General features: G+C 35.3%; 16 protein-coding genes and 2 pseudogenes. 6 read left to right on the forward strand and 12 right to left on the reverse strand.

Features of this window, described 5'->3' with window-relative positions:
- Positions 1 to 49: 49 nt before the first annotated feature.
- Positions 50 to 1,293 (reverse strand): annotated as a pseudogene (locus tag EB239_RS00680) (IS110 family transposase).
- A 281-nt stretch (positions 1,294 to 1,574) separates the two neighbouring features.
- Here EB239_RS00680 and EB239_RS00685 point away from each other — a divergent pair.
- Positions 1,575 to 2,471: pseudogene (locus EB239_RS00685) on the forward strand (ClC family H(+)/Cl(-) exchange transporter); the annotation flags it as partial.
- A gap of 120 nt (positions 2,472 to 2,591) precedes the next feature.
- Entirely contained in the window at positions 2,592 to 2,807 is a 216-nt protein-coding gene (locus tag EB239_RS15185) for a TrkA C-terminal domain-containing protein (RefSeq protein ID WP_404815219.1), read from the forward strand.
- A 256-nt stretch (positions 2,808 to 3,063) separates the two neighbouring features.
- Here the strand turns inward: EB239_RS15185 and EB239_RS00695 are convergent, their stop codons facing one another.
- Positions 3,064 to 3,930, reverse strand: a complete 867-nt coding sequence (locus tag EB239_RS00695; RefSeq protein WP_003869701.1) for a copper amine oxidase N-terminal domain-containing protein — start codon at positions 3,928 to 3,930, stop codon at positions 3,064 to 3,066.
- 279 nt (positions 3,931 to 4,209) lie between these two features.
- Between EB239_RS00695 and EB239_RS00700 the strand changes: the two genes are divergently transcribed.
- The 3 genes from EB239_RS00700 to EB239_RS00705 are packed head-to-tail and all read left to right on the forward strand — an operon-like array spanning position 4,210 to position 5,815.
- A complete protein-coding gene (locus EB239_RS00700) occupies positions 4,210 to 4,629 on the forward strand; it encodes a sigma-70 family RNA polymerase sigma factor (RefSeq protein ID WP_003869700.1) in 420 nt (139 codons plus the stop codon).
- Positions 4,630 to 4,632: 3 nt separating this feature from the next.
- Positions 4,633 to 4,734 carry a hypothetical protein gene (locus tag EB239_RS14820; protein ID WP_318261419.1) on the forward strand — a complete coding sequence of 34 codons (102 nt, stop codon included), beginning with the start codon at positions 4,633 to 4,635 and terminating at the stop codon, positions 4,732 to 4,734.
- Positions 4,727 to 5,815, forward strand: coding sequence for a DUF4179 domain-containing protein (locus EB239_RS00705; protein WP_003869699.1), 1,089 nt, complete (start codon positions 4,727 to 4,729; stop codon positions 5,813 to 5,815). Before EB239_RS14820 ends, EB239_RS00705 begins: the two co-directional genes overlap by 8 nt.
- Before the next feature lie 48 nt (positions 5,816 to 5,863).
- Here EB239_RS00705 and EB239_RS00710 read toward each other — a convergent pair whose 3' ends face one another.
- From EB239_RS00710 to EB239_RS00720, 3 genes are read right to left on the reverse strand one after another with little or no spacing between them, the layout of a single operon-like run.
- Positions 5,864 to 6,514, reverse strand: a complete 651-nt coding sequence (locus EB239_RS00710) for an ABC-2 transporter permease (protein WP_003869698.1) — start codon at positions 6,512 to 6,514, stop codon at positions 5,864 to 5,866.
- Positions 6,502 to 7,374 carry an ABC transporter ATP-binding protein gene (locus EB239_RS00715; protein WP_003869697.1) on the reverse strand — a complete coding sequence of 291 codons (873 nt, stop codon included), beginning with the start codon at positions 7,372 to 7,374 and terminating at the stop codon, positions 6,502 to 6,504. The genes EB239_RS00710 and EB239_RS00715 overlap by 13 nt, the downstream gene beginning before the upstream one ends.
- Positions 7,375 to 7,377: 3 nt before the next feature.
- Positions 7,378 to 7,752, reverse strand: coding sequence for a GntR family transcriptional regulator (locus tag EB239_RS00720; RefSeq protein WP_003869696.1), 375 nt, complete (start codon positions 7,750 to 7,752; stop codon positions 7,378 to 7,380).
- A 281-nt stretch (positions 7,753 to 8,033) separates the two neighbouring features.
- Between EB239_RS00720 and EB239_RS00725 the strand changes: the two genes are divergently transcribed.
- Positions 8,034 to 9,797, forward strand: a complete 1,764-nt coding sequence (locus EB239_RS00725) for a M3 family oligoendopeptidase (protein WP_003869695.1) — start codon at positions 8,034 to 8,036, stop codon at positions 9,795 to 9,797.
- Between the two features lie 78 nt (positions 9,798 to 9,875).
- Here the strand turns inward: EB239_RS00725 and argH are convergent, their stop codons facing one another.
- Genes argH through argJ form a run of 7 tightly spaced genes read right to left on the reverse strand, consistent with a single transcriptional unit; the run spans position 9,876 to position 19,983 of the window.
- Positions 9,876 to 11,192, reverse strand: coding sequence for an argininosuccinate lyase (argH, locus tag EB239_RS00730; protein WP_003869694.1), 1,317 nt, complete (start codon positions 11,190 to 11,192; stop codon positions 9,876 to 9,878).
- A complete protein-coding gene (locus EB239_RS00735; protein ID WP_003869693.1) occupies positions 11,173 to 12,405 on the reverse strand; it encodes an argininosuccinate synthase in 1,233 nt (410 codons plus the stop codon). The genes argH and EB239_RS00735 overlap by 20 nt, the downstream gene beginning before the upstream one ends.
- 13 nt (positions 12,406 to 12,418) lie before the next feature.
- Entirely contained in the window at positions 12,419 to 15,637 is a 3,219-nt protein-coding gene (gene carB / locus EB239_RS00740; RefSeq protein ID WP_003869692.1) for a carbamoyl-phosphate synthase (glutamine-hydrolyzing) large subunit, read from the reverse strand.
- A complete protein-coding gene (gene carA / locus EB239_RS00745; RefSeq protein ID WP_039929494.1) occupies positions 15,624 to 16,694 on the reverse strand; it encodes a glutamine-hydrolyzing carbamoyl-phosphate synthase small subunit in 1,071 nt (356 codons plus the stop codon). Before carA ends, carB begins: the two co-directional genes overlap by 14 nt.
- 1 nt (position 16,695) lies before the next feature.
- The gene (locus tag EB239_RS00750) at positions 16,696 to 17,880 is read right to left on the reverse strand and encodes an acetylornithine transaminase (protein WP_003869690.1); all 1,185 of its coding nucleotides are present in this window, start codon (positions 17,878 to 17,880) and stop codon (positions 16,696 to 16,698) included.
- Positions 17,867 to 18,766 (reverse strand): acetylglutamate kinase, encoded by a 900-nt coding sequence (argB, locus tag EB239_RS00755; RefSeq protein ID WP_003869689.1) that lies wholly within the window; start codon positions 18,764 to 18,766, stop codon positions 17,867 to 17,869. Before argB ends, EB239_RS00750 begins: the two co-directional genes overlap by 14 nt.
- Positions 18,763 to 19,983, reverse strand: a complete 1,221-nt coding sequence (gene argJ, locus EB239_RS00760; RefSeq protein ID WP_003869688.1) for a bifunctional glutamate N-acetyltransferase/amino-acid acetyltransferase ArgJ — start codon at positions 19,981 to 19,983, stop codon at positions 18,763 to 18,765. The genes argB and argJ overlap by 4 nt, the downstream gene beginning before the upstream one ends.
- Between the last annotated feature and the right edge of the window lie 24 nt (positions 19,984 to 20,007).

The following is a 20,007-nucleotide window of genomic DNA, read 5'->3' on the forward strand; positions in this document are numbered from 1 at the left end:
TTTAAAAGCATCAGCTGGGAATTTTTGTAAAGTTATCTAATTATACTACTTAAATTTGGGACACTGTTACTTCTAAACCCAACTTGCGAGCTTCGTTAATAATCCGTTTAACGCGAATTATTTCCTGTTTCTTTCGCACTTCATCGAAAATTCTTTCATCATAGTCAGTGTTATTTTTAAGCATAGTATAAATGATAACTAATATTTTCCTGGCAAGTGCTACTACCGCTTTTTTTGTACCACGGCGCTGCTTTACTTTCCAATACCATGTGGCAAGATATGAATCCCTTATGCGGGTTATACTCCATGCTACTTCACACAGTATCCTCTTTATATAAGTGTTTCCTTTTGTTACTCGAGTGGACTTTTTTTTCCCGCACTTTCATTATTACCGGGACTTAATCCTGCCCATGAGCAAATGTGCTCTGCAGTCTTGAATTTATCCATATCTGTACCTATTTCAGCAATTATTGCAGCAGCTGCCGTTACATCTATGCCAGGTATTCCATCTAGCTGTTCAATCTGTCTCTTGTATTTTTCAATCTCAGCATTAATACTCTCTTCTATCTCATAAAGATGTTTATACGTTTCATCTAAATGATTGAGTAAAAGCTTTAAAAATTCTCTTTGATGCTTATTCATTCTACCATTAATTGATAGCTTTATGTCTTCTATTTTACTGCGTGCTCTCCCTCTTACATAATTTTCAACTTCTTTAGCTGTTATACTTCCATGCTCTGCTATATGGTCTATTATCGCTCTACCTGATACGCCAAATATATCTGTCAAAAAATTTGAAAGCTTAAATCCACAGCTTTGTAAATGCTTCTCTATACGATTTTTTTGAGAAGATATCTCTTCAATTATGCTTTTGCGATATCTCGTAAGGTTGCGTAATTCTCGAATTTCTTGCGGAGGAATAAAGCTTCCACTTAAAAGACCAGCTCTTAATAAAGTAGCAATCCATTCTGCATCTTTCATATCAGTTTTTTTACCGGGTACATTCTTCATATGTTTTGCATTAGCTACTATGATTGATATGTTACCATCAAAAGCACTTTCGAGTACGTTATATACGGGTTGCCAGTATATCCCTGTACTCTCCATGGCAACATGATGACAGTTTTCTGTTTCAAGCCATGTTTTTAATTCTTCAAGGTCTTTTAATAAAGTGGAAAATGTTCTTATCGTTTTTTCCGGCTTTTCATCATTGACAGAACCTTTAAGCAAACAAGCCACTATTGTTTCTTTGTGAACATCTAGTCCACAGCAAACTTCTAGTAAATCCTGCATTTTCTTCACTCCTGTTAAATTTATTACAGGGTTGATTACCTGAGAAAAATAAGAAACTTAACACCCGTGCTGTTCCCATATTGCCTTAATATGGGGCGACAATTGGTTGTGCTCAAAGGTAATCAAGTTAGGTTAATTCACGAGGTATTAATCCATCAGCATTAAATCAACCTTTGACCCTGTTAATTTTAGTTTACCAAAAAACTAGTTTCTTGCAACTTGAAAATTTATTTTCATCTATGGTTGTGCTTTGTTAAGCATGGAGGGTTAATTGGTTACGAGTTTTATTGTTAAAGCTCATAGGTACTATTTTAGCGATAGGTGCAGGACTTTCTTTAGGACGCGAAGGTCCATGTGTGCAAATTGGTTCTTCAATCGGACAAGGAATAAGTAGGTTGTTTGGTAGATTTAGAGTTGAAGAAAAATACCTTCTTACATGTGGAGCTAGTGCAGGGCTTGCAGCAGCTTTTAATGCACCACTTGCAGGAGTTATTTTTGCTCTTGAAGAACTGCATAAAAATTTCTCACCATTGGTACTTGTATCTAGTATGGTTTCATCACTTACATCAACTTTTGTAGCTGGTGAACTATTAGGAATCAAACCTATTTTTAATCTGAAAAATCTAGCAGTAATGCCGCTTAATAATTATCTTTATCTTATTTTACTTGGAATTATCGTTGGGTTATGTGGAATTGTATTTAATAAAACTCTTTTAAAAACTCAAGATATATATAACATGTTAAAAATAAAATCACATATGAAGCCAATAATACCTCTTATTATATCTGTTGCAGTTGGACTATGGATACCTATGGCACTTGGCGGCGGTGAAAGTCTTGTCGATACATTAAGTAAAGATAGTTTTAGTTTAAAATTTTTAATTTTGCTATTGATTGTTAAATTTTTATTTACTATGGTAAGCTATGGCTCAGGTGTACCAGGAGGTATTTTTATGCCTCTCCTTATAATAGGTTCACTGATTGGCAACATATACGGAACTGTAATAATTAACATAATGCATATAAACCCTATTTATATCAAAAATTTTATTGTATTTGCTATGGCAGGATATTTTGCTGCTATAGTTAGGGCACCGATAACAGGTAGTTTGCTCGTAACTGAAATGACCGGTTCATTTTCTCATTTGTTGGCCCTAAGCACTGTCTCTATAACGGCATACCTTTCATCAGATTTGTTCTCAAATATGCCGATTTATGAATCTTTGTTAGAACGTCTGCCAATAAAGAAAGGACAAAAATCTATTACCGCCAATAAAAAAAGAAAGACGATTTTCGAAATGCCTGTTTGTGTAGGCTCAAGTTTAGATGGCAAAAAATTAAAGGATATTAGTTTGCCCCAAAGTTGCTTACTTGTTGGCATAAAGAGGGGAACGCATGAATTAATACCAAAGGGAAATACGAAAATTCTAGCCGGCGATTATCTAGTAGTCCTTGCAGATGAAGATAAAGCTACAGAAATTAGAGAAATTTTGTTGAATATGACACAGAAGTGAACAAATCTTAAATAGACACGGGGACGGTTTCTTTGTCCGAGTCGGACAAATGAACCGTCCCCGTGTCTATTGGGAAAAAGGGAATCACCATTCGCAGCACTATAGATTTACTCATAGCACAAACAGCCATTGAAAACAATTTATATTTGTTGCACGATGATAAAGATTTTTCCTTAATTGCACAAGTTGATGAAAGATTAAAAGAGTACTAAAAAGAAGTCTGTATAAAAAAGTAGCAGCCTTTTTTATTATGTATTTATTGCACTGGAAGAACTTCAGCAGCACGTTCCAGTTCGTAACCTTCCGGAGTAACCATTCGAAAAAGCATTATTCGGCTCTTTGTTTCTTTATCCACCATTATCCCAGCATCACTATAGTTTATCCTCACCGTTTGGTAACCTTGAAGTTGAGGTTCAACTACCACCAACCATTCATCATCCAATCGGTAGATTTCTTTAACCTTATGAGATAATAGCCATAGTTCAAAAGAATGTGATGAATTAAAAGAACTGCCGACTGGTTTTTCCCAGTCTTCTGAAAATCCAATCATGTAATACAACCCTGCTCCTTCAGAAAGTCCTCCGGTATAAATGAAAAAGTTGCGTTGAGCACAACTAATAAGTTGTGTTATGTCACTATATTTTCCTCCCATAAAGGTACTATGCCAAGCTTTAGAGTAAATAGGTCGAATCCAGCTATCATCTTCGCTGGTAATTTCAAAAGGAACTTTACAACCAAGCGAACGGATATCTTGAATAGAATGAATCTTATTTTGTTCTAAGAACTGTTTAATTTGTTCTCTGTTCCAATCGTTCACTATTGTGTTAGGTTGTTCTGGCTCAATGGCATGTAACCTCTCCAACAGCTTTGAAGTTATTTTTACTGTATAACCTTCACTGCTCTGTTCCAACTGGACATCAGCACCTAATGCTTTAGCAATCCACTTTACAGGGACCATAGTTCTTCCGTTAATAATTTGCGGTGGAACGTCTGGTTTGATTTCTTGGCCGTTAACAATGATCTTAATATGATTAGAAATCTTAATATGATTAGATGCGAAAACACCTGCAGCAAAGGCTAGTATTAACATGACAACACCTGTAACTACTGACCACTTCTTCATCACTGGTAAAATCCCCCTGCTTGTATTTTTTATTTCATTATACCACTTTAAATGTTAAAATTTATTAAAAAATTATTAAGTTTTGTTTATAAAATGGTTACAGTGTAAATTGTTCCTTCCTTAGTATATAAAGTACATAGGTATACTTGTATCCTTCTATAAACAATCATATCCAACAAGATATAATCTTGTCCGAGAACCAAACTCCTTTTACAAACATCTATAAAGTGAGAAGGTCATCCGGATGACTCATCTCATCGCAAAATAGGAGGTGTAAGATTGGAAATCATACAAGAAGTAAAGAAAGCCAAGCAAGGAGACAAGTCTTCCTTTGCAAAACTCATATACCATTTTGAAAAAGACATGTATATAGTGGCAAAAAGCATATTGCAAGACGACAATGACTGTGCTGATGCCGTATCTGAAACTGTACTAAAAGCTTATGAGTCTATTTCTCAATTAAAGCATCCAAAGTATTTTAAAACATGGCTTATGAAAATTCTAGTTAACAATTGCTACCAAATAAAACGCCTCCAGAAAAGAGTAATAACAGTAGATGACTTCCCTGATATTCCTGTACCCCAGGAAGAATACAACAACACAGAATTGTATCAAGTGTTAAACAAATTAGAAGATGATTTAAAAGTAATAGTGGTAATGTATTATTTACAAGACATGTCAGTCAAAGAAATTTCTTAAATATTGGATACCCCAGAGGGTACTGTAAAATCGCGACTTTTTAGGGCTAGAAAAAAGCTAAAAGAAATATTAAATTTGGAGGGAGGTAATTTGTCCTATGAATAAAAAAATTGACAGACAAATACGTGACTTTTTGCAAAATAGAGACATTAAAGTGCCTGAATACTTCCATAAAAAAGTAGAAACTACATTAAATACAATAAAAGAAATGAAAGGAGACAACAAAGTGCCAAAAAATACTACTTCTAAGAAAATCACCTTAGGAGCACTTTTAAAAGTAGCTTCCCTTTTAATCGTAGCAATACTGACAGTAGGAATAATAGACCCTGCTATAGGGAAAAATATTCCTATAATCAATTCTGTATTTGAATATCTATCAAATAAAGGTATAGAAAAGGCTGAGTATCAAAAATACGCTGTAGGAATAGGGGCTTCGCAAATATCTAAAGGTGTTGAAGTGACACTGAATGAAGCAGCTTTTGATGGCTCTAGGTTAGTGGTAGGATATATAATAAAAGACAACCATATCCCAAAAAAAATAGAAAAAGATAAAATTTACATTGATAGCAGTGCTGAAACAACAATAAATAATGAAAATTTATCTGCTGGCAGTAACACTGTTTCAGGAATTTTAACTGATGACAATACTTTTATAGCATCAGGAAAATATGAACTTGTGAGAGGATATCTCGATAAAATCCCCTCTTCTATAGATGTAAAAATCAATATAAGAGAAATAACTTTTTATGAAGGAACAAATAGACACACTATTAAAGGCAAATGGAACTTTAGTTTTACGGTTCCTGCCTCCAGCGCTAAAGTTGACTTAAAAGTATTAGAACCGAAAATTGTAATCAAAGACAAATTAGGTGAAATCAAATTTAATAAAATAATTCTTTCACCCTTTTCCACCAGCATAGAAATTGAAGCTCCACAAGACCCTGTAGTAGGCTGGTATGAATATACTGACGAATATCAATATATGCAACCCAGCTTATGGACTGTGACTGACGACAAAGGCAATATCCTAAAGTGGGAAGCAGAGTATAATCTTTTTGATATAAATGGCAAAGTAGAAAAAGATAAAGCCTATCCCAGATTAATAAAATTCTCTCCTGTCAGCCCCGATACTGCATATATAAATATCAAATCCAGTAAATTTGAAGTAAAATTGCCTGTAAAATAACACTTAAATAGGGGGCCGGTTCTTTTTAAGAATGGCTCCCTCTATATTTTAAAACTCCCTATTTTTATAAAACTTAACAGATAATAAACATGAAACCGTCAGTATAATAAGCGCTAAAGCAGTTATAAACAACATTTTCACTGTATCTGATTGATTCATTATAAAAGATACAATATTTTGAAACCAATCATAATTTACAAGTTTTTCAAAAAGTCTTATAACATAAGATATGCCATAAGAAAATCCAAAAATCAAAATAATGTACATAATCCCAGAAAAACCATGTCCAAATTTAAACATTAAAGGAAGGTATATGCCATTTAGAAAACTCACCGCCAGTATGCCGTAAATTACAGCTTTAAAATTGATAGGATATACATAAATAGGAAAGCCTAGTACTTTTGTAGCTGCTGCAACTAACAAATAAATAGCTATGCCTATTGCTGAATAGACAAATATAGACAGGTATTTTGCCAATACAATTTCATGCCTTTTTAGAGGCAAACTATTTAACAAAATATCAGCTTTGTTTGTTTCATCAGCTGAGCTTGCAATTATCATTCCCATGTATGTCATACCTGCCATTATTCCTACCGCTGCGAAATTTCGGAAAGTCGGCACCCATACTATAAGAGAAGCAGCAGTAAGCAATAAAATTTTTTTGCTTATCAGTATATCTTTTAAAATCAAACTGAACATTTAAACTCCTCCTTTGTAAAATATAACATCACGTCTTCTAAAGTGGGTTTCTCAACAATGACAGTATCTTTTAAAAGCTTTCTTATTTTCTTTTTATCCTTCACTAATCCTTCAAATCCAAACTTATTTTCCTTGATTCCCACAAAATATTTTTTAATATTCTCATCCAAAATGTCTTTGCTCCCCTTGACAATCCCGTAATTTTCTATAATTTCATCTTTTGTGCTACTAAATATTATTTCACCTCTATTAATCAAAGTGATGTAATCAGCAATTTTATCCAAATCAGAGGTTATATGAGTTGAAAAGAAAATACTTTTGTTTTCATCCTGTATTAAAGAAGAAAAAATATCCAGAAGTTCATTTCTTATCAAAGGATCCAGCCCTGAAGTCGGCTCATCCATAATGAGAAGTTCAGCCCCATGGGACAACGCTATGGCAAGGGCAAATTTTATTTTCATTCCCCTGGATAAACTCTTTATTTTTCTTTTAGCTGGCAAATCAAATTCTTTTAAATACTTCATAAAAGCTTCCTCATCCCAGTTTTTATACAGGAGGGCTATAACTCTTTTCATTTCAGAAATAGTTAAGTCTCCATAAAAATAACTTTCTTCATATACAAACCCAATTCTTTCTTTTATTTCCTTTTCATGTTTTATATTATCTAACCCAAAAACTTTAATTTCCCCTCCATCTCTTTTTAGCAAATTCATAATAAGCTTAATAGTCGTACTTTTCCCTGCCCCATTAGGTCCAATGAAACCCATAATAAACCCTCTTGGCAGTGAAAAACTGATATCTTTTAATGTAAACCCTTTAAAACTTTTTCTTAAATTCCTAACTTCCAAAATTGGCTCCATCTTTTAGACCTCCTTATACAAAATCTCTAACATCTCTTTTATCTCTTCTAAGGATAAGTTTACTGCTTTTGCAGCTATAATCGCTTCTACTAATTTTTCTTCTACAATTTTTAGCCGTTTCTCACGCATTAATTCCTTGTTTTGCGCTGCTACGTAAGTACCCTTTCCCGGAATTGTAGTAATGAATCCTTCTTTTTCAAGTTCATCATAAGCTCTTTTCGTCGTAATTACGCTAATCTGCAGTTCTTTTGCTAAATTCCTAATAGAAGGAAGCAGTTCTCCCTCCTCCAACTCTCCTTTCAAAATTGCTTCTTTGATTTGTCTGACAATTTGCTCATATATAGGCTCATCCGCTGAATTTGAAATGATAATGTTCATCTATTACAACCATCCTCTTTATGTTATTACTGTATATGAACATTATATACAGTAATAACGTTTTTGTCAATATTTTATTGTGAAAACTTACCTCAGAGCGTGATACAGCAGCTATTAAAAATAAAATAGCATATTCTTTAAAAAGAGGAACATAATAAAACGCTCAAAAATCCTTAAAAGAGCAATATTAACCAGTTTGTTAATCTTACAATTTGACTTCTTTTTTGAATTGGTTTACAATCAAATTGATAAAAATTATATAAAAATGGGGGAAAAGTAAAATGAGATGGTCGTTAGAAAAGCTTTATACCTCCTTTGACAGCGAAGAATTTAAAAAAGACAACGAAAAGATACTTTCATCAATTGAACACATAAAAAAGTGGTGCGAGGAAAACCTCCAAACAGATGAAAATGCAAAAGAAAAGCTTGAGTACTACATAAAGTTTAAAAATGAACTGGGAGACCTTTTAGTAAAAGTGAGGGGCTTTTCTTTGCTCTCTTTAAGTGTAGATGTTAAAAATGAAAAAGCCCTCAAAGCAGTTGAAACCCTTGAAAATGTTACAACAATGCTGGCAGAGCCTGAAACAAAATTCAAAAGGTGGCTTTTAAACCTCAAAAACGTAGATGAAATAATAGAATCCTCTTCATACCTCAAATCTCATGAGTTTTACGTAAAAGAAACAATAAAGGAAGCCGAACACCTCCTATCAGAAAAAGAAGAAATAATACTGGCAAAAATGAAAAACACGGGTTCAGAAGCATGGGCAAAGTTACATGAGTTTTTAACCTCCACACTACTTGTAGATATAAACATAAATGGAGAAGAAAAAAAACTGCCTCTTTCAGTTGTCAGAAACATGGCTTATGACAAGGACCCTTACATAAGGAAGACTGCCTACTTTGCAGAGTTAAATTCCTACAAAAAGATAGAAGAAGCCTCAGCCGCCTGTCTAAACGGAATAAAAGGTGAAGTCCTCACTGCAACAGAATTGAGAAAATACTCTTCTCCCCTCGAAATGACGTTACAGCGCTCTCGTATGGATTTTGAAACCCTTGATGCAATGTTAAAAGCCATAGAAGAATATTTACCAGTATTTAGAAAGTATTTAAAAGAAAAAGCAAAGCTTTTAGGTCACAAAGAAGGACTTCCTTTCTATGACCTCTTTGCCCCTGTAGGAAAACTGGACAAAAAACTTACCTTTGAAGAGGCTAGAGAATTTATTGTAGAAAACTTCAAGTCTTTCAGTAAAGACCTTGCAGAATTTGCAGATAACGCTTTTAGAAATAATTGGATTGATGCAGAACCTAGAGAAGGCAAGAGAGGAGGAGCCTTTTGCTTTAACCTGCATCCAATAAAAGAAAGCAGAATTCTCGCAAACTATGATGGAAGTTTTTCTAATGTTTTGACATTAGCCCACGAATTAGGACATGGATACCACGGCCATCTACTGGCAGATGAAACATTAATAAACTCAAGGTACCCTATGCCCATAGCTGAAACTGCCTCTATCTTTAATGAGCACATAATAGTAAACTCCGCATTAAAAACGGCAACTAAAGAAGAAAAACTGTCAATTATAGAAAATTCTCTCCAGCGCTCCACTCAAACCATAGTCGATATTTACTCAAGATTTTTATTTGAAGATGAACTCCTAAAAAGGCGAAAAGACCATTCCTTATCTGTGGAAGAACTAAAACAAATGATGATAGATGCTCAGAAAAAAACTTATGGAGATGGACTTGACCAAAATTATATGCACCCTTACATGTGGATAAATAAACCCCACTATTACGATGCTGACTTAAACTATTACAATTTCCCTTACGCTTTTGGTGAACTATTTGTAAAAGGCCTAATTTGCAAGTACAATCAAGAAGGAGAAAAATTCGTAGAGGAGTACAAAGAACTTTTATCCCAAACAGGCAAGAAAAATCTTTACGAATTAGGAAAAATCGTGGGATTTGACATACATTCTATCGATTTCTGGAGAAAATCTCTCGATGTCATAAAAGAAGAAATAGAACAATTTATTTCACTGATATGACCCCAAACCCAAACAAAAGGGATGGTTCCTTTTGTTTGGGTTCTGAACTGTCCCCTTTGTTTGGGGAGGTCTAAGTTTTTATATCTTTGGTGCACCTATAGTTTTTCTTTTCTTCAATATATTTTTAAGATCTATCGCCCCATATACATCTTTTTCTATTACATCGCTGAATTTTTTAAGTTCTTCAAGTGATAACTCTTCAATTGGTAAGTTTCGTTCTATCGCATATAAGACAACTTTGCCTGCAATTTCATGGGCGGTCCTAAAAGGAATACCTTTTTGTACAAGATAGTCTGCAAAATCTGTAGCATTCATGTAACCATATTTTGCAGCTTTTTCCATCTTCTCAGTCTTTACTTTAATTGTCTTTATCATTTCTGTAAAAACTCTTAAAGACATTTTTAAAGTGTCTATTCCATCAAACAAAGCCTCTTTATCCTCCTGCATGTCTTTGTTATATGCAAGAGGAAGTCCTTTCATCACAGTAAGTATTGTAATCAAATCGCCGTAAACCCTGCCGGTTTTGCCCCTTATTAATTCTGCTGCATCGGGGTTTTTCTTTTGTGGCATCATACTGCTTCCTGTTGAAAATCTGTCGTCCATCTCAATAAAATCAAATTCTTTGGTGGACCACAAAATTAATTCCTCACAGAATCTGCTCAAATGCATCATTGTTATAGAGGCAAAGCTTAAAAATTCTATTACAAAGTCTCTATCGCTTACACCATCCATGCTGTTTAAAGTTATATCATCGAACCCTAAAAGAGATGCCACGTATTTTCTATCAATATCAAAGGTGGTACCCGCAAGTGCACCAGAGCCTAAAGGCATTACATTGACTCTTTTCACCATATCCTCAAGCCTTGATAAATCTCTTTTAAACATTTCAACATAGGCAAGAAGATGATGGCCAAAAGTCACAGGCTGTGCCCTTTGCAAATGTGTATATCCCGGCATAATCGCTTCTTTATAAGTTTCAGCCATTTCTTTTAAGGTATCTATAAGTTTTATTAAATCCTCTTTTATTTTGTCTATCTCTTCTCTCAAATAAAGCCTTTCATCTGTCGCAACCTGGTCGTTTCGACTTCTTCCTGTGTGAAGTTTACGCCCTGTATCGCCTATTTTCTCAGTTAAAAGCCTTTCAACATAAGAATGAACATCTTCATCATTTGGTATCTCTCCTACATTGGTTTCATCAAGAATTTCCTTTAACCCTTTTTCTATTAAATTGAGCTCATCTTCTGTCAGCACTCCAGCTTTATAAAGTCCTTTTGCATGGGCAATTGAGCCTAATATGTCATGCTTTAAAAGCCTAATATCAAAAGAAATGGAGGAATTAAACTCCTCCATTAGTTTGTCCGTCTCGCTTTTAAACCTACCTCCCCACAGCTTCATCCATATCCTTCCTCTCCATTTCCATCAACGCCTTAATTTTTAAAGAAAGTCCAAAGAGATTTATGAATCCTTCTGCATCTTTTTGATTATAAACCTCATCTTTACCAAAAGTTACAAATTCTTCATTGTAAAGAGAATAAGGAGATTTTGCTCCTGCGTTTATGACATTTCCTTTATAAAGCTTCAGTCTTACAACACCCGTTACATTTTTTTGCGTTTCCTCCACAAAAGCGTCTAGCGCAGCTTTAAGTGGTGAAAACCACAAACCGTTGTAAACAAGGTCTGCATATTTTTGTGAAACCAAATCCTTAAACCTCATTGTTTCCTTATCAAGCACAAGATATTCAAGTTCTTTGTGAGCAGCGTGAAGCAGTGTCCCTGCAGGAGTTTCATAAACACCGCGAGATTTCATCCCTACAAGCCTATTTTCAACAATGTCGGCTATCCCCACACCGTTTCTTCCTGCAATTACGTTTAATTCTTCTATTAATTTGACAGGTTCTAAAGCTTTGCCGTTTACTTTCACAGGTATGCCCTTTTCAAATTCTATAACTACATATTCCGGCTTATCTGGGGCTTTGTCAGGTGGGGTGATTATATCGTAAAGGTCGCTTTTAGGCTCATTCCAGGGGTCTTCAAGGTCGCCACCTTCATGGCTTATATGCCACAAGTTATTATCGACACTGTATATTTTTTCTTTAGTAACAGGGATTGGAATCCCTTTCTTTTTCGCATAGTCTATTTCATCTTCCCTTGATTTTAAATCCCATATCCTCCACGGGGCTATGATTTTTATTGAAGGGTCAAGAGCATGTATTGATACCTCAAACCTCACCTGGTCATTGCCTTTGCCTGTCGCACCATGAGCTATTGCCTTTGCACCCTCTTTGTGGGCAATCTCCACAAGTTTTTTGGCAATTAAAGGTCTCGCCATTGAAGTGCCTAAAAGGTATTTCCCTTCGTAAACAGCACCAGCCTTTAAAGTAGGAAATATATAATCTTTGACAAATTCTTCTTTTACGTCTTCAATATATACTTTACTGGCACCACTCGCTAAAGCCTTGTCTTTTATATGTTTAAGTTCTTCTCCCTGTCCTACATCAATGCAAGCCGCTATTATCTCACATTCATAGTTTTCTTTAAGCCATGGTATAATTACTGATGTGTCAAGTCCTCCTGAATAAGCAAGTACCACTTTTTCGCCTTTTAACATTTTTAAACACTCCTTACAAAACCAAATTTTTGACATTATCCTTTTGTATTTCTTGATATTCATTTACAGATAAAATGGACAAGCCGTTTATATTTACTTTTGACACAGCATTTAATGCCGCTTTTATAGTATCTATAGATGTAAAAAGAGGAATTCTATATTCTACTGATGTTCTTCTTAACTTAAATCCCGTATTATCAGGTTTTTTACCTTTTGTCGGTGTATTTACTACAGCGTCAAAATATCCATCCTTCAGCAATTTTATTGCATTGTCAAGAGACATAATATTTACATGAATACCCATCAAACTCAAATACTTACCTGTCCTGTATGTGGCATATATTTCATAACTTAAGCCCTGCAATTTTTCTACTAAAGATACTGCTTCTTGAAAATCTCTTTCCGCTATTGAAAGAAGAATCTTACCTTTTTTAGGTATTTTAAGGCCTGCTCCTTCTAAAGCTTTGTAAAGTGCTCCTTCATAGCTTAAATCTATACCCATTATTTCTCCAGTTGATTTCATTTCAGGACTTAGTGAAACTTCAACATCTGTCAATTTTTCCATAGAAAATACGGGAGCTTTTACAACCGTATATGGGGTCTGCGGCCATAAACCGCCTTTATAACCTAACTCTTTTAGCTTTTTGCCTAAGGCCACTTCTACTGCGAGTTTTACCATAGGTATACCCGTTGCTTTGCTCATAATAGGTACAGTACGTGAAGCTCTGGGATTTACTTCTAACACGTATACAGTGCCTTCTTTTACAGCAAATTGAATATTTATAAGTCCTTTTACATTTAAAGCTTTTGAAATCTTCTCTGTGTATTCGATAATAGTGTTTATCTCCCGTTCAGACAAATTTCTTGCAGGATATATTGAGAAACTATCTCCTGAATGCACTCCAGCTCTTTCTATGTGCTCCATTATTCCGGGTATTAATACACACTCACCATCTGAAACTGCATCAACTTCTACTTCTCTTCCATCTATATATTTATCTATTAAAACAGGTTTGCCTGGAGATACTTGGGTTGCATTTGAAACATAGTCGATTATCTCTTGAAGTGTGTTAACTTTTTCCATGGACTGACCGCCTATAACATAGGATGGCCTTACAAGAAGTGGAAAACCAAGTTTTAAGGCTATATCTTTTGCATCTCCTACTGTTAATGCATATTCGCCTTTAGGTTGATTGATGTTTAGCTCTTTTAAAAGTTTTGAGAATTTTTCCCTGTCTTCACTTATGTCAATGCTTTCATGCGATGTGCCTAATATTTTCACTCCGTTTTTGACTAACTCTTCTGTAAGATTTATCGCTGTCTGGCCGCCAAACATTACCATTACACCAAGTGGTTTTTCTTTTTCATATATGTTTAAAACATCCTCTAATGTAATAGGCTCAAAGTACAACCTGTCTCCCGTGTCAAAGTCTGTGCTGACAGTTTCAGGATTGTTGTTTATTATGATAGATTTAATTCCAGCATCTCTTAAAGCCCACAAGGCTTTAACAGAACAGTAATCAAACTCAATTCCCTGACCAATTCTTATAGGACCAGAGCCTATTACAATTACTTTTGGTATGTCATGGGTCTCAACTTCGTCTTCTTCGCCATAAGTTGAATATATATATTGTGTAACTGATTCAAATTCCGCTGCACAGGTATCTACCATTTTATAGGAAGGATATATGCTATATTCTTTTCTTAATGCTCTCACATCTTCTTCTTTAATTCCCTTTATTGTTGCAATTTCTCTGTCTGAAAATCCCATTCTCTTTGCTTTTTTAAGAATCTCTTCCCTTAACTCATTTTTCTCTATTTCCCTTTCCATATTTATAATATTTAAAAGCTTATTTAAAAACCATTTGTCTATTTTTGTAACGTCATTAATATAATCAATGTCTATATCGCGGCGAAGAGCTTCTGCTATATAAAATAGCCTCATGTCATTAGGAACTGATATGCCTTTTAGTATTTCTTCTGTTTTCATGCCTTTTATATTTTTTAATCGAAGGCCGTAAGCTTTTATCTCTAATGACCTTACGGCCTTCAAGAGGGAGGCTTCAAAAGACCTTTCTATTGCCATTACTTCTCCTGTCGCCTTCATCTGTGTACCTATTTTTCTATCAGTAGTATAAAATTTGTCAAAAGGCCATCTCGGTATTTTTGTCACAACATAATCCAGTGCAGGTTCAAAAAATGCAGTTGTTTTACCTGTTACAGGATTTTTTATTTCATCAAGTCTAAGCCCTATTGCAATTTTTGCAGCAACCTTTGCAATAGGATAACCTGTCGCTTTTGATGCCAGTGCGCTTGAACGACTAACCCTTGGGTTTACTTCTATAACATAGTATTTGTGGCTTTGGGGATCTAAAGCAAATTGGATATTACATCCTCCCTCAATTTTTAAAGCCTTGATTATTTTAATGCTTGCACTTCTTAACATTTGATATTCGTAATCTGACAAAGTCTGCACTGGCGCTACAACTATACTATCTCCTGTATGAACTCCTACTGGATCAAAATTTTCCATGCTGCAAATCGTAATACAATTATCAGCGGCATCTCTCATTACCTCAAACTCTATTTCTTTCCATCCGTACAGAGATTTTTCAACAAGCACTTCTCCAACCATGCTTTTTTTAAGACCTAAATCCACAATCGATATAAGTTCTTCGTCATTGTGGGCTATACCACCGCCTGTACCTCCGAGTGTATATGCAGGCCTTATTATCAAAGGATAACCGTAATTTTTAGCAAATTTAAGTGCATCCTCTACATTTGTGACTGTGATACTTTCAGCAACTGGCTCTCCTATTTCCTGCATTTTTCTTTTAAAAAGTTCTCTATCTTCTGCAGTTTTTATTGACTCAAAAGAAGTTCCTAAAAGTTTTACATTATATTTATCTAAAATTCCATCTTCTTTAAGTTTGACAGCAAGATTAAGCCCTGTCTGTCCTCCTAAGGTAGCAAGAATTCCATCGGGTTTTTCTTTTGCTATTATTTTTTCAACTACAGAAACAGTAGGATTTTCAATATAAACAATATCTGCTATATCAGTATCAGTCATTATGGTAGCTGGATTGTTGTTTACCAGAACGACTTGTACCCCTTCTTCTTTTAAGGATTTACAGGCTTGGGTTCCTGAATAATCAAACTCCGCTGCTTGCCCTATTATAATAGGGCCTGAGCCTATTACCAGAACCTTACTAATATCCTTATACTTCGGCAAAATAAGACCTCCTTTTGTAAACCATGACTATATCCATGAATTTATCAAAAATATCTGTTGAATCACGGGGCCCAGGACATGCCTCAGGATGATACTGCACAGAAAAAACTGGCAGAAACTTATGCATAATGCCTTCTACTGTTCCATCGTTTAAGTTTATATGGGTTACAGTTATCTTGTCTTTATCTATTGACTCCTCTTCAACAGCGTATCCGTGGTTTTGAGAAGTTATATAGTCTTTATTTGTTAGTAAATCCTTAACAGGTTGATTTGCACCTCTGTGGCCAAATTTCATCTTTACTGTATTACATCCAAGAGCAAGGGCTATTATTTGATGCCCTAAGCATATTCCAAGCACAGGTTTTATACCTATAAATTGTTTAGTAAGTTCTATTGCATAAACTGCATCTTTAGGGTCTCCTGGTCCATTTGAAAGAAATATTGCATCGGGATTTATTTGCATAACATCATCATAACTTGTATTATAAGGAAACACATAAATATCAAACCCAACAGAATTTAGCATCTTTAAAATACTTTTTTTTGTGCCAAGGTCAATAAAAGCAAGTTTTGGGCCAATACCCGCTATACGATATGACCTTTTTGTAGAAACTTCTTCTAAAAGATTTGTTTGGTCAAATTCTATGTCGTCGTCAGGGTTACAAGTTATAATTCCTCTCATAGTTCCATTTTCTCTAAGCTTTTTTGTCAAAGCCCTTGTATCAATTCCCGATAATACTGGTATGTTGTGCTTATCAAGATAGCTTAAAAGCGACTCCTCACTTTGAAAATTACTAGGCTTATCGCAATATTCCCGTACCACAAATCCTCTTATATAAGGCTTTTCTGATTGAAAGTCGTATTTGTTAATGCCGTAATTTCCTATTAAAGGATATGTCATGACAACTATTTGACCTGCATAAGATGGATCTGTTATGGCTTCTTGATAGCCTGTCATACCTGTGGTAAAAACAACCTCTCCATATCCTTTTTTGTTTTTGCTTATTAACTCACCTTCAAATATGCTTCCATCCTCAAGTTTTAAATAACCTTTCATGCTAAAACCCCATTTCACAAAGTACATCCTCCAGTATTATTAACGCCGTATCTATTTCCTCTTCTGTCACAGTAAGAGGAGGAACAAATCTTAAAACATTGTGGCTGATACAATTTATAAGTAAGCCTTTTCCCATTGCCTTTGTCACAATATCCGAAGCTTCTTCCATATCCATTTCGCAGCCTATCATAAGGCCCTTTCCTCTCACCTCTTTTATGACACTGTATTTCTCCTTTAAATTTTTAAGTTTTCTCCTAAAATACTCGCCTTTTTGAGCCACACTATCTAAAAAGCCTTCCTTTGTTATTTCATTCATCACTGCAATTCCTGCGGCGCAAGCTAAAGGACTCCCGCCAAATGTGGAGGCATGGTCTCCCGGTTGAAAAACAGCTTTATCCTCTTTTGCGACAATAGCTCCTATTGGGAAGCCTCCTCCCAATCCCTTTGCTAAAGTCATAATGTCAGGAGTTATGCCGTAATGTTCATATCCAAAAAGTTTTCCCGTCCTTCCTATACCTGTCTGAACTTCGTCTATTATAAAGAGAATGTCATTTTCATCACATATTTCTCTTGCTGCCTTTATATACTCCGGTGTAGCTTCATGGATACCACCTTCGCCTTGCACTACTTCCAGCATAATTGCACACACTTCATCATCAATTGCTTCATAAAGAGCGTCAATATCATTAAAAGGTACATATTTAAAACCAGAAAGAAGTGGGCCAAAACCTTTGTGATATTTCTCTTGACCTGTCGCAGTAAGTGCCCCAAAAGTTCTACCGTGAAAAGAATTTTTGGCAGATATAACTTTGTACCTTTTACTACCGTATTTTAATGAGGCATATTTTCTGGCAAGTTTTATTGCGCCTTCATTTGCTTCTGCACCACTATTTACAAAAAATACCTTGTCCCCAAAGGAGTTTTCCGCGATTGTCTTTGCAAGTTGTATCTGATTCTCATTCCAATAAAGATTAGAACAGTGTATAAGTTTTTCGGATTGGTTCTTTATAGCATCAACTAATGCCGGATGACAATGCCCCAGTGAATTTACTGCAATGCCTGCAACAAAATCGAGATAAACATTCCCTTTGTCATCCCACACTTTTGTCCCTTTTCCCTCTACCAGGGTAATAGGGTATCTGCTGTAAGTATTCATTAGATATTTCTTATCCTCAGAGGTTATCATCGTCAAAACATTCCTTTCCTATCATAGTACCTATTCCTTCATCAGTAAAAATTTCAAGAAGCAATGAATGTGTAAGCCTTCCGTCAATGATGTGAGCTCTTTTCACGCCATTTTCAACAGCTTTTATGCAACATTCAAGTTTTGGTATCATTCCACCGTTTATGCGTCCCGAATTCATAAATTCTTTTGCATGCTCTAAGTCCATTCGGGATATTAGGCTACTTTTATCATTTATATTTGATAGAATTCCTTCGACATCTGTAAGTAAAATTAGTTTTTCAGCCTTTAATGCTTCTGCGATTTTTCCTGCTGCAGTATCCGCATTTACATTGTATGTTTTGCCGTCATCTCCGAAAGATGTCGGTGCAATAACAGGTATATAGCCTTTTTCCAGCATCATCGTTATTACATCTATGTTTACATCTACAATTTTTCCTACGTATCCTATGTCGCCGTTTGAGGTATCTTTTTCCGCCTTTAAAAGTCTCCCATCTTTCCCGCTTACGCCAATCGCCTGGCCCCCTAGTTCATTGATCAAGGATACAATTTCTTTGTTGATACGACCTGTCAGCACCATTTCAACAATTTCCATAGTGGCTTCGTCAGTAACCCGCAGTCCATTTACAAATTTTGACTCTATCCCTAACTTTTCTAGCATCTTATTTATTTCTGGTCCACCGCCATGTACAACTACGGGGTTTAATCCTACAAATTTCATCAATACAATGTCCTGCATTACCATTCTTTTTAAATTGCAGTCTAACATTGCACTTCCACCGTATTTTATTACAACTGTCTTGCCGGAGAACTTTTTAATATAAGGGAGTGCTTCTATTAAAACATGGGCTTTTGCGATTTCGTCACCATATTTTTGCTTTCTAATCATGTTCTATAACTCCCGTTAATTTTTACATAGTCATAGCTTAAGTCGCACCCCCAAGAAGTCGCACTATATTCCCCGGCCTTCATATCTACGGTTACAGTAATCTCTTTTTCTTTTAAAATTTCTTTGGCTAAAGCCTCATCAAAAAAGATGTAACCTCCGTTTTCACAAACTTTAATTTCTCCTTTCATGCTTTTTAAATATATGTCAACTCTACTTGCGTCAAAATCTGCTCCTGAATATCCCACTGCCGCGAGAATCCTTCCCCAGTTGGCATCTTCACCGAATATAGCTGTCTTTACAAGATTTGAGTTTACGATAGACTTTGCAGCTAATCTTGCATCTTTTTCAGTTTTTGCATTTATTACATTTACTTCCATGAACTTAGTTGCTCCTTCCCCATCCTTCACAATAAGTTTTGCAAGAGTTTTATTCACATACTCTAAGGCTTTATAAAACACATCAAACTCATGAGTCCCTTCTTCTATTATTTTGTTTTGCGCTTCCCCATTTGCAAGTATTACCGCTGTATCATTTGTGCTCATATCTCCATCAACAGAAATCATGTTATAAGTTTTGTCTACAGTTTCTTTAAAAGCTTTGTTTAATGCAACTTTAGTTATACTCGCATCTGTAAGTATAAAAGAAAGCATTGTCGCCATATTTGGATGTATCATACCTGACCCTTTTGCAAACCCTGTCATTGTAACAATTTTACCTTCTATTACAAACTTGGCTGTCACACCTTTTAAAAAAGTATCTGTTGTCATTATAGCTTCAGCCGCTTGGTACCCACCCTCTGTTGAAAGATTTTCTGCCGCAGCCTCAATCCCTTTTAAAACTTTTTCCATAGGAAGAGGTGCACCAATAACCCCTGTAGAACATACCAGCACATTTTCTTCATCTATTTTAAGAAGTTGTGACACTTTTTTGGCCATGTTAACAGCATCCTCAAAACCTTTTTCTCCTGTGCAGGCATTGGCATTGCCACTGTTTATAATGATCGCCTGTGCTATACCTTTTTCTATTCTTTTCATATCAAGAAGGACTGGCGCTGCTTTAACCTTATTCGTTGTAAATACAGCCGCTGCATTTGCCACTTTTTCTGAATATATGAGTGCGACATCTTTTTTGCTTTTTTTAATTCCTGCAAAGATACCCGAAGCCAAAAAGCCTTTCGGCAGTTCAATACTTCCTTCTAAAATCTCCAACTCTTCCATTATCAAATCCTCCAAATCCCTTTT

This window comes from Thermoanaerobacter ethanolicus JW 200 (genome assembly GCF_003722315.1).
GTDB lineage: Bacteria > Bacillota > Thermoanaerobacteria > Thermoanaerobacterales > Thermoanaerobacteraceae > Thermoanaerobacter > Thermoanaerobacter ethanolicus.

What these genes read in the sequence shown, in the direction of transcription:
- EB239_RS15185 (WP_404815219.1), top strand. Translation starts at nt 2,592, where the DNA reads ATGCCTGTTTGTGTAGGCTCAAGTTTAGATGGCAAAAAATTAAAGGAT.
- EB239_RS00695 (WP_003869701.1), bottom strand. Translation starts at nt 3,930, where the DNA reads ATGAAGAAGTGGTCAGTAGTTACAGGTGTTGTCATGTTAATACTAGCC.
- EB239_RS00705 (WP_003869699.1), top strand. Translation starts at nt 4,727, where the DNA reads ATGAATAAAAAAATTGACAGACAAATACGTGACTTTTTGCAAAATAGA.
- EB239_RS00710 (WP_003869698.1), bottom strand. Translation starts at nt 6,514, where the DNA reads ATGTTCAGTTTGATTTTAAAAGATATACTGATAAGCAAAAAAATTTTA.
- EB239_RS00715 (WP_003869697.1), bottom strand. Translation starts at nt 7,374, where the DNA reads ATGGAGCCAATTTTGGAAGTTAGGAATTTAAGAAAAAGTTTTAAAGGG.
- EB239_RS00720 (WP_003869696.1), bottom strand. Translation starts at nt 7,752, where the DNA reads ATGAACATTATCATTTCAAATTCAGCGGATGAGCCTATATATGAGCAA.
- EB239_RS00725 (WP_003869695.1), top strand. Translation starts at nt 8,034, where the DNA reads ATGAGATGGTCGTTAGAAAAGCTTTATACCTCCTTTGACAGCGAAGAA.
- argH (WP_003869694.1), bottom strand. Translation starts at nt 11,192, where the DNA reads ATGAAGCTGTGGGGAGGTAGGTTTAAAAGCGAGACGGACAAACTAATG.
- EB239_RS00735 (WP_003869693.1), bottom strand. Translation starts at nt 12,405, where the DNA reads ATGTTAAAAGGCGAAAAAGTGGTACTTGCTTATTCAGGAGGACTTGAC.
- carA (WP_039929494.1), bottom strand. Translation starts at nt 16,694, where the DNA reads ATGAAAGGTTATTTAAAACTTGAGGATGGAAGCATATTTGAAGGTGAG.
- EB239_RS00750 (WP_003869690.1), bottom strand. Translation starts at nt 17,880, where the DNA reads ATGATAACCTCTGAGGATAAGAAATATCTAATGAATACTTACAGCAGA.
- argB (WP_003869689.1), bottom strand. Translation starts at nt 18,766, where the DNA reads ATGATTAGAAAGCAAAAATATGGTGACGAAATCGCAAAAGCCCATGTT.
- argJ (WP_003869688.1), bottom strand. Translation starts at nt 19,983, where the DNA reads ATGGAAGAGTTGGAGATTTTAGAAGGAAGTATTGAACTGCCGAAAGGC.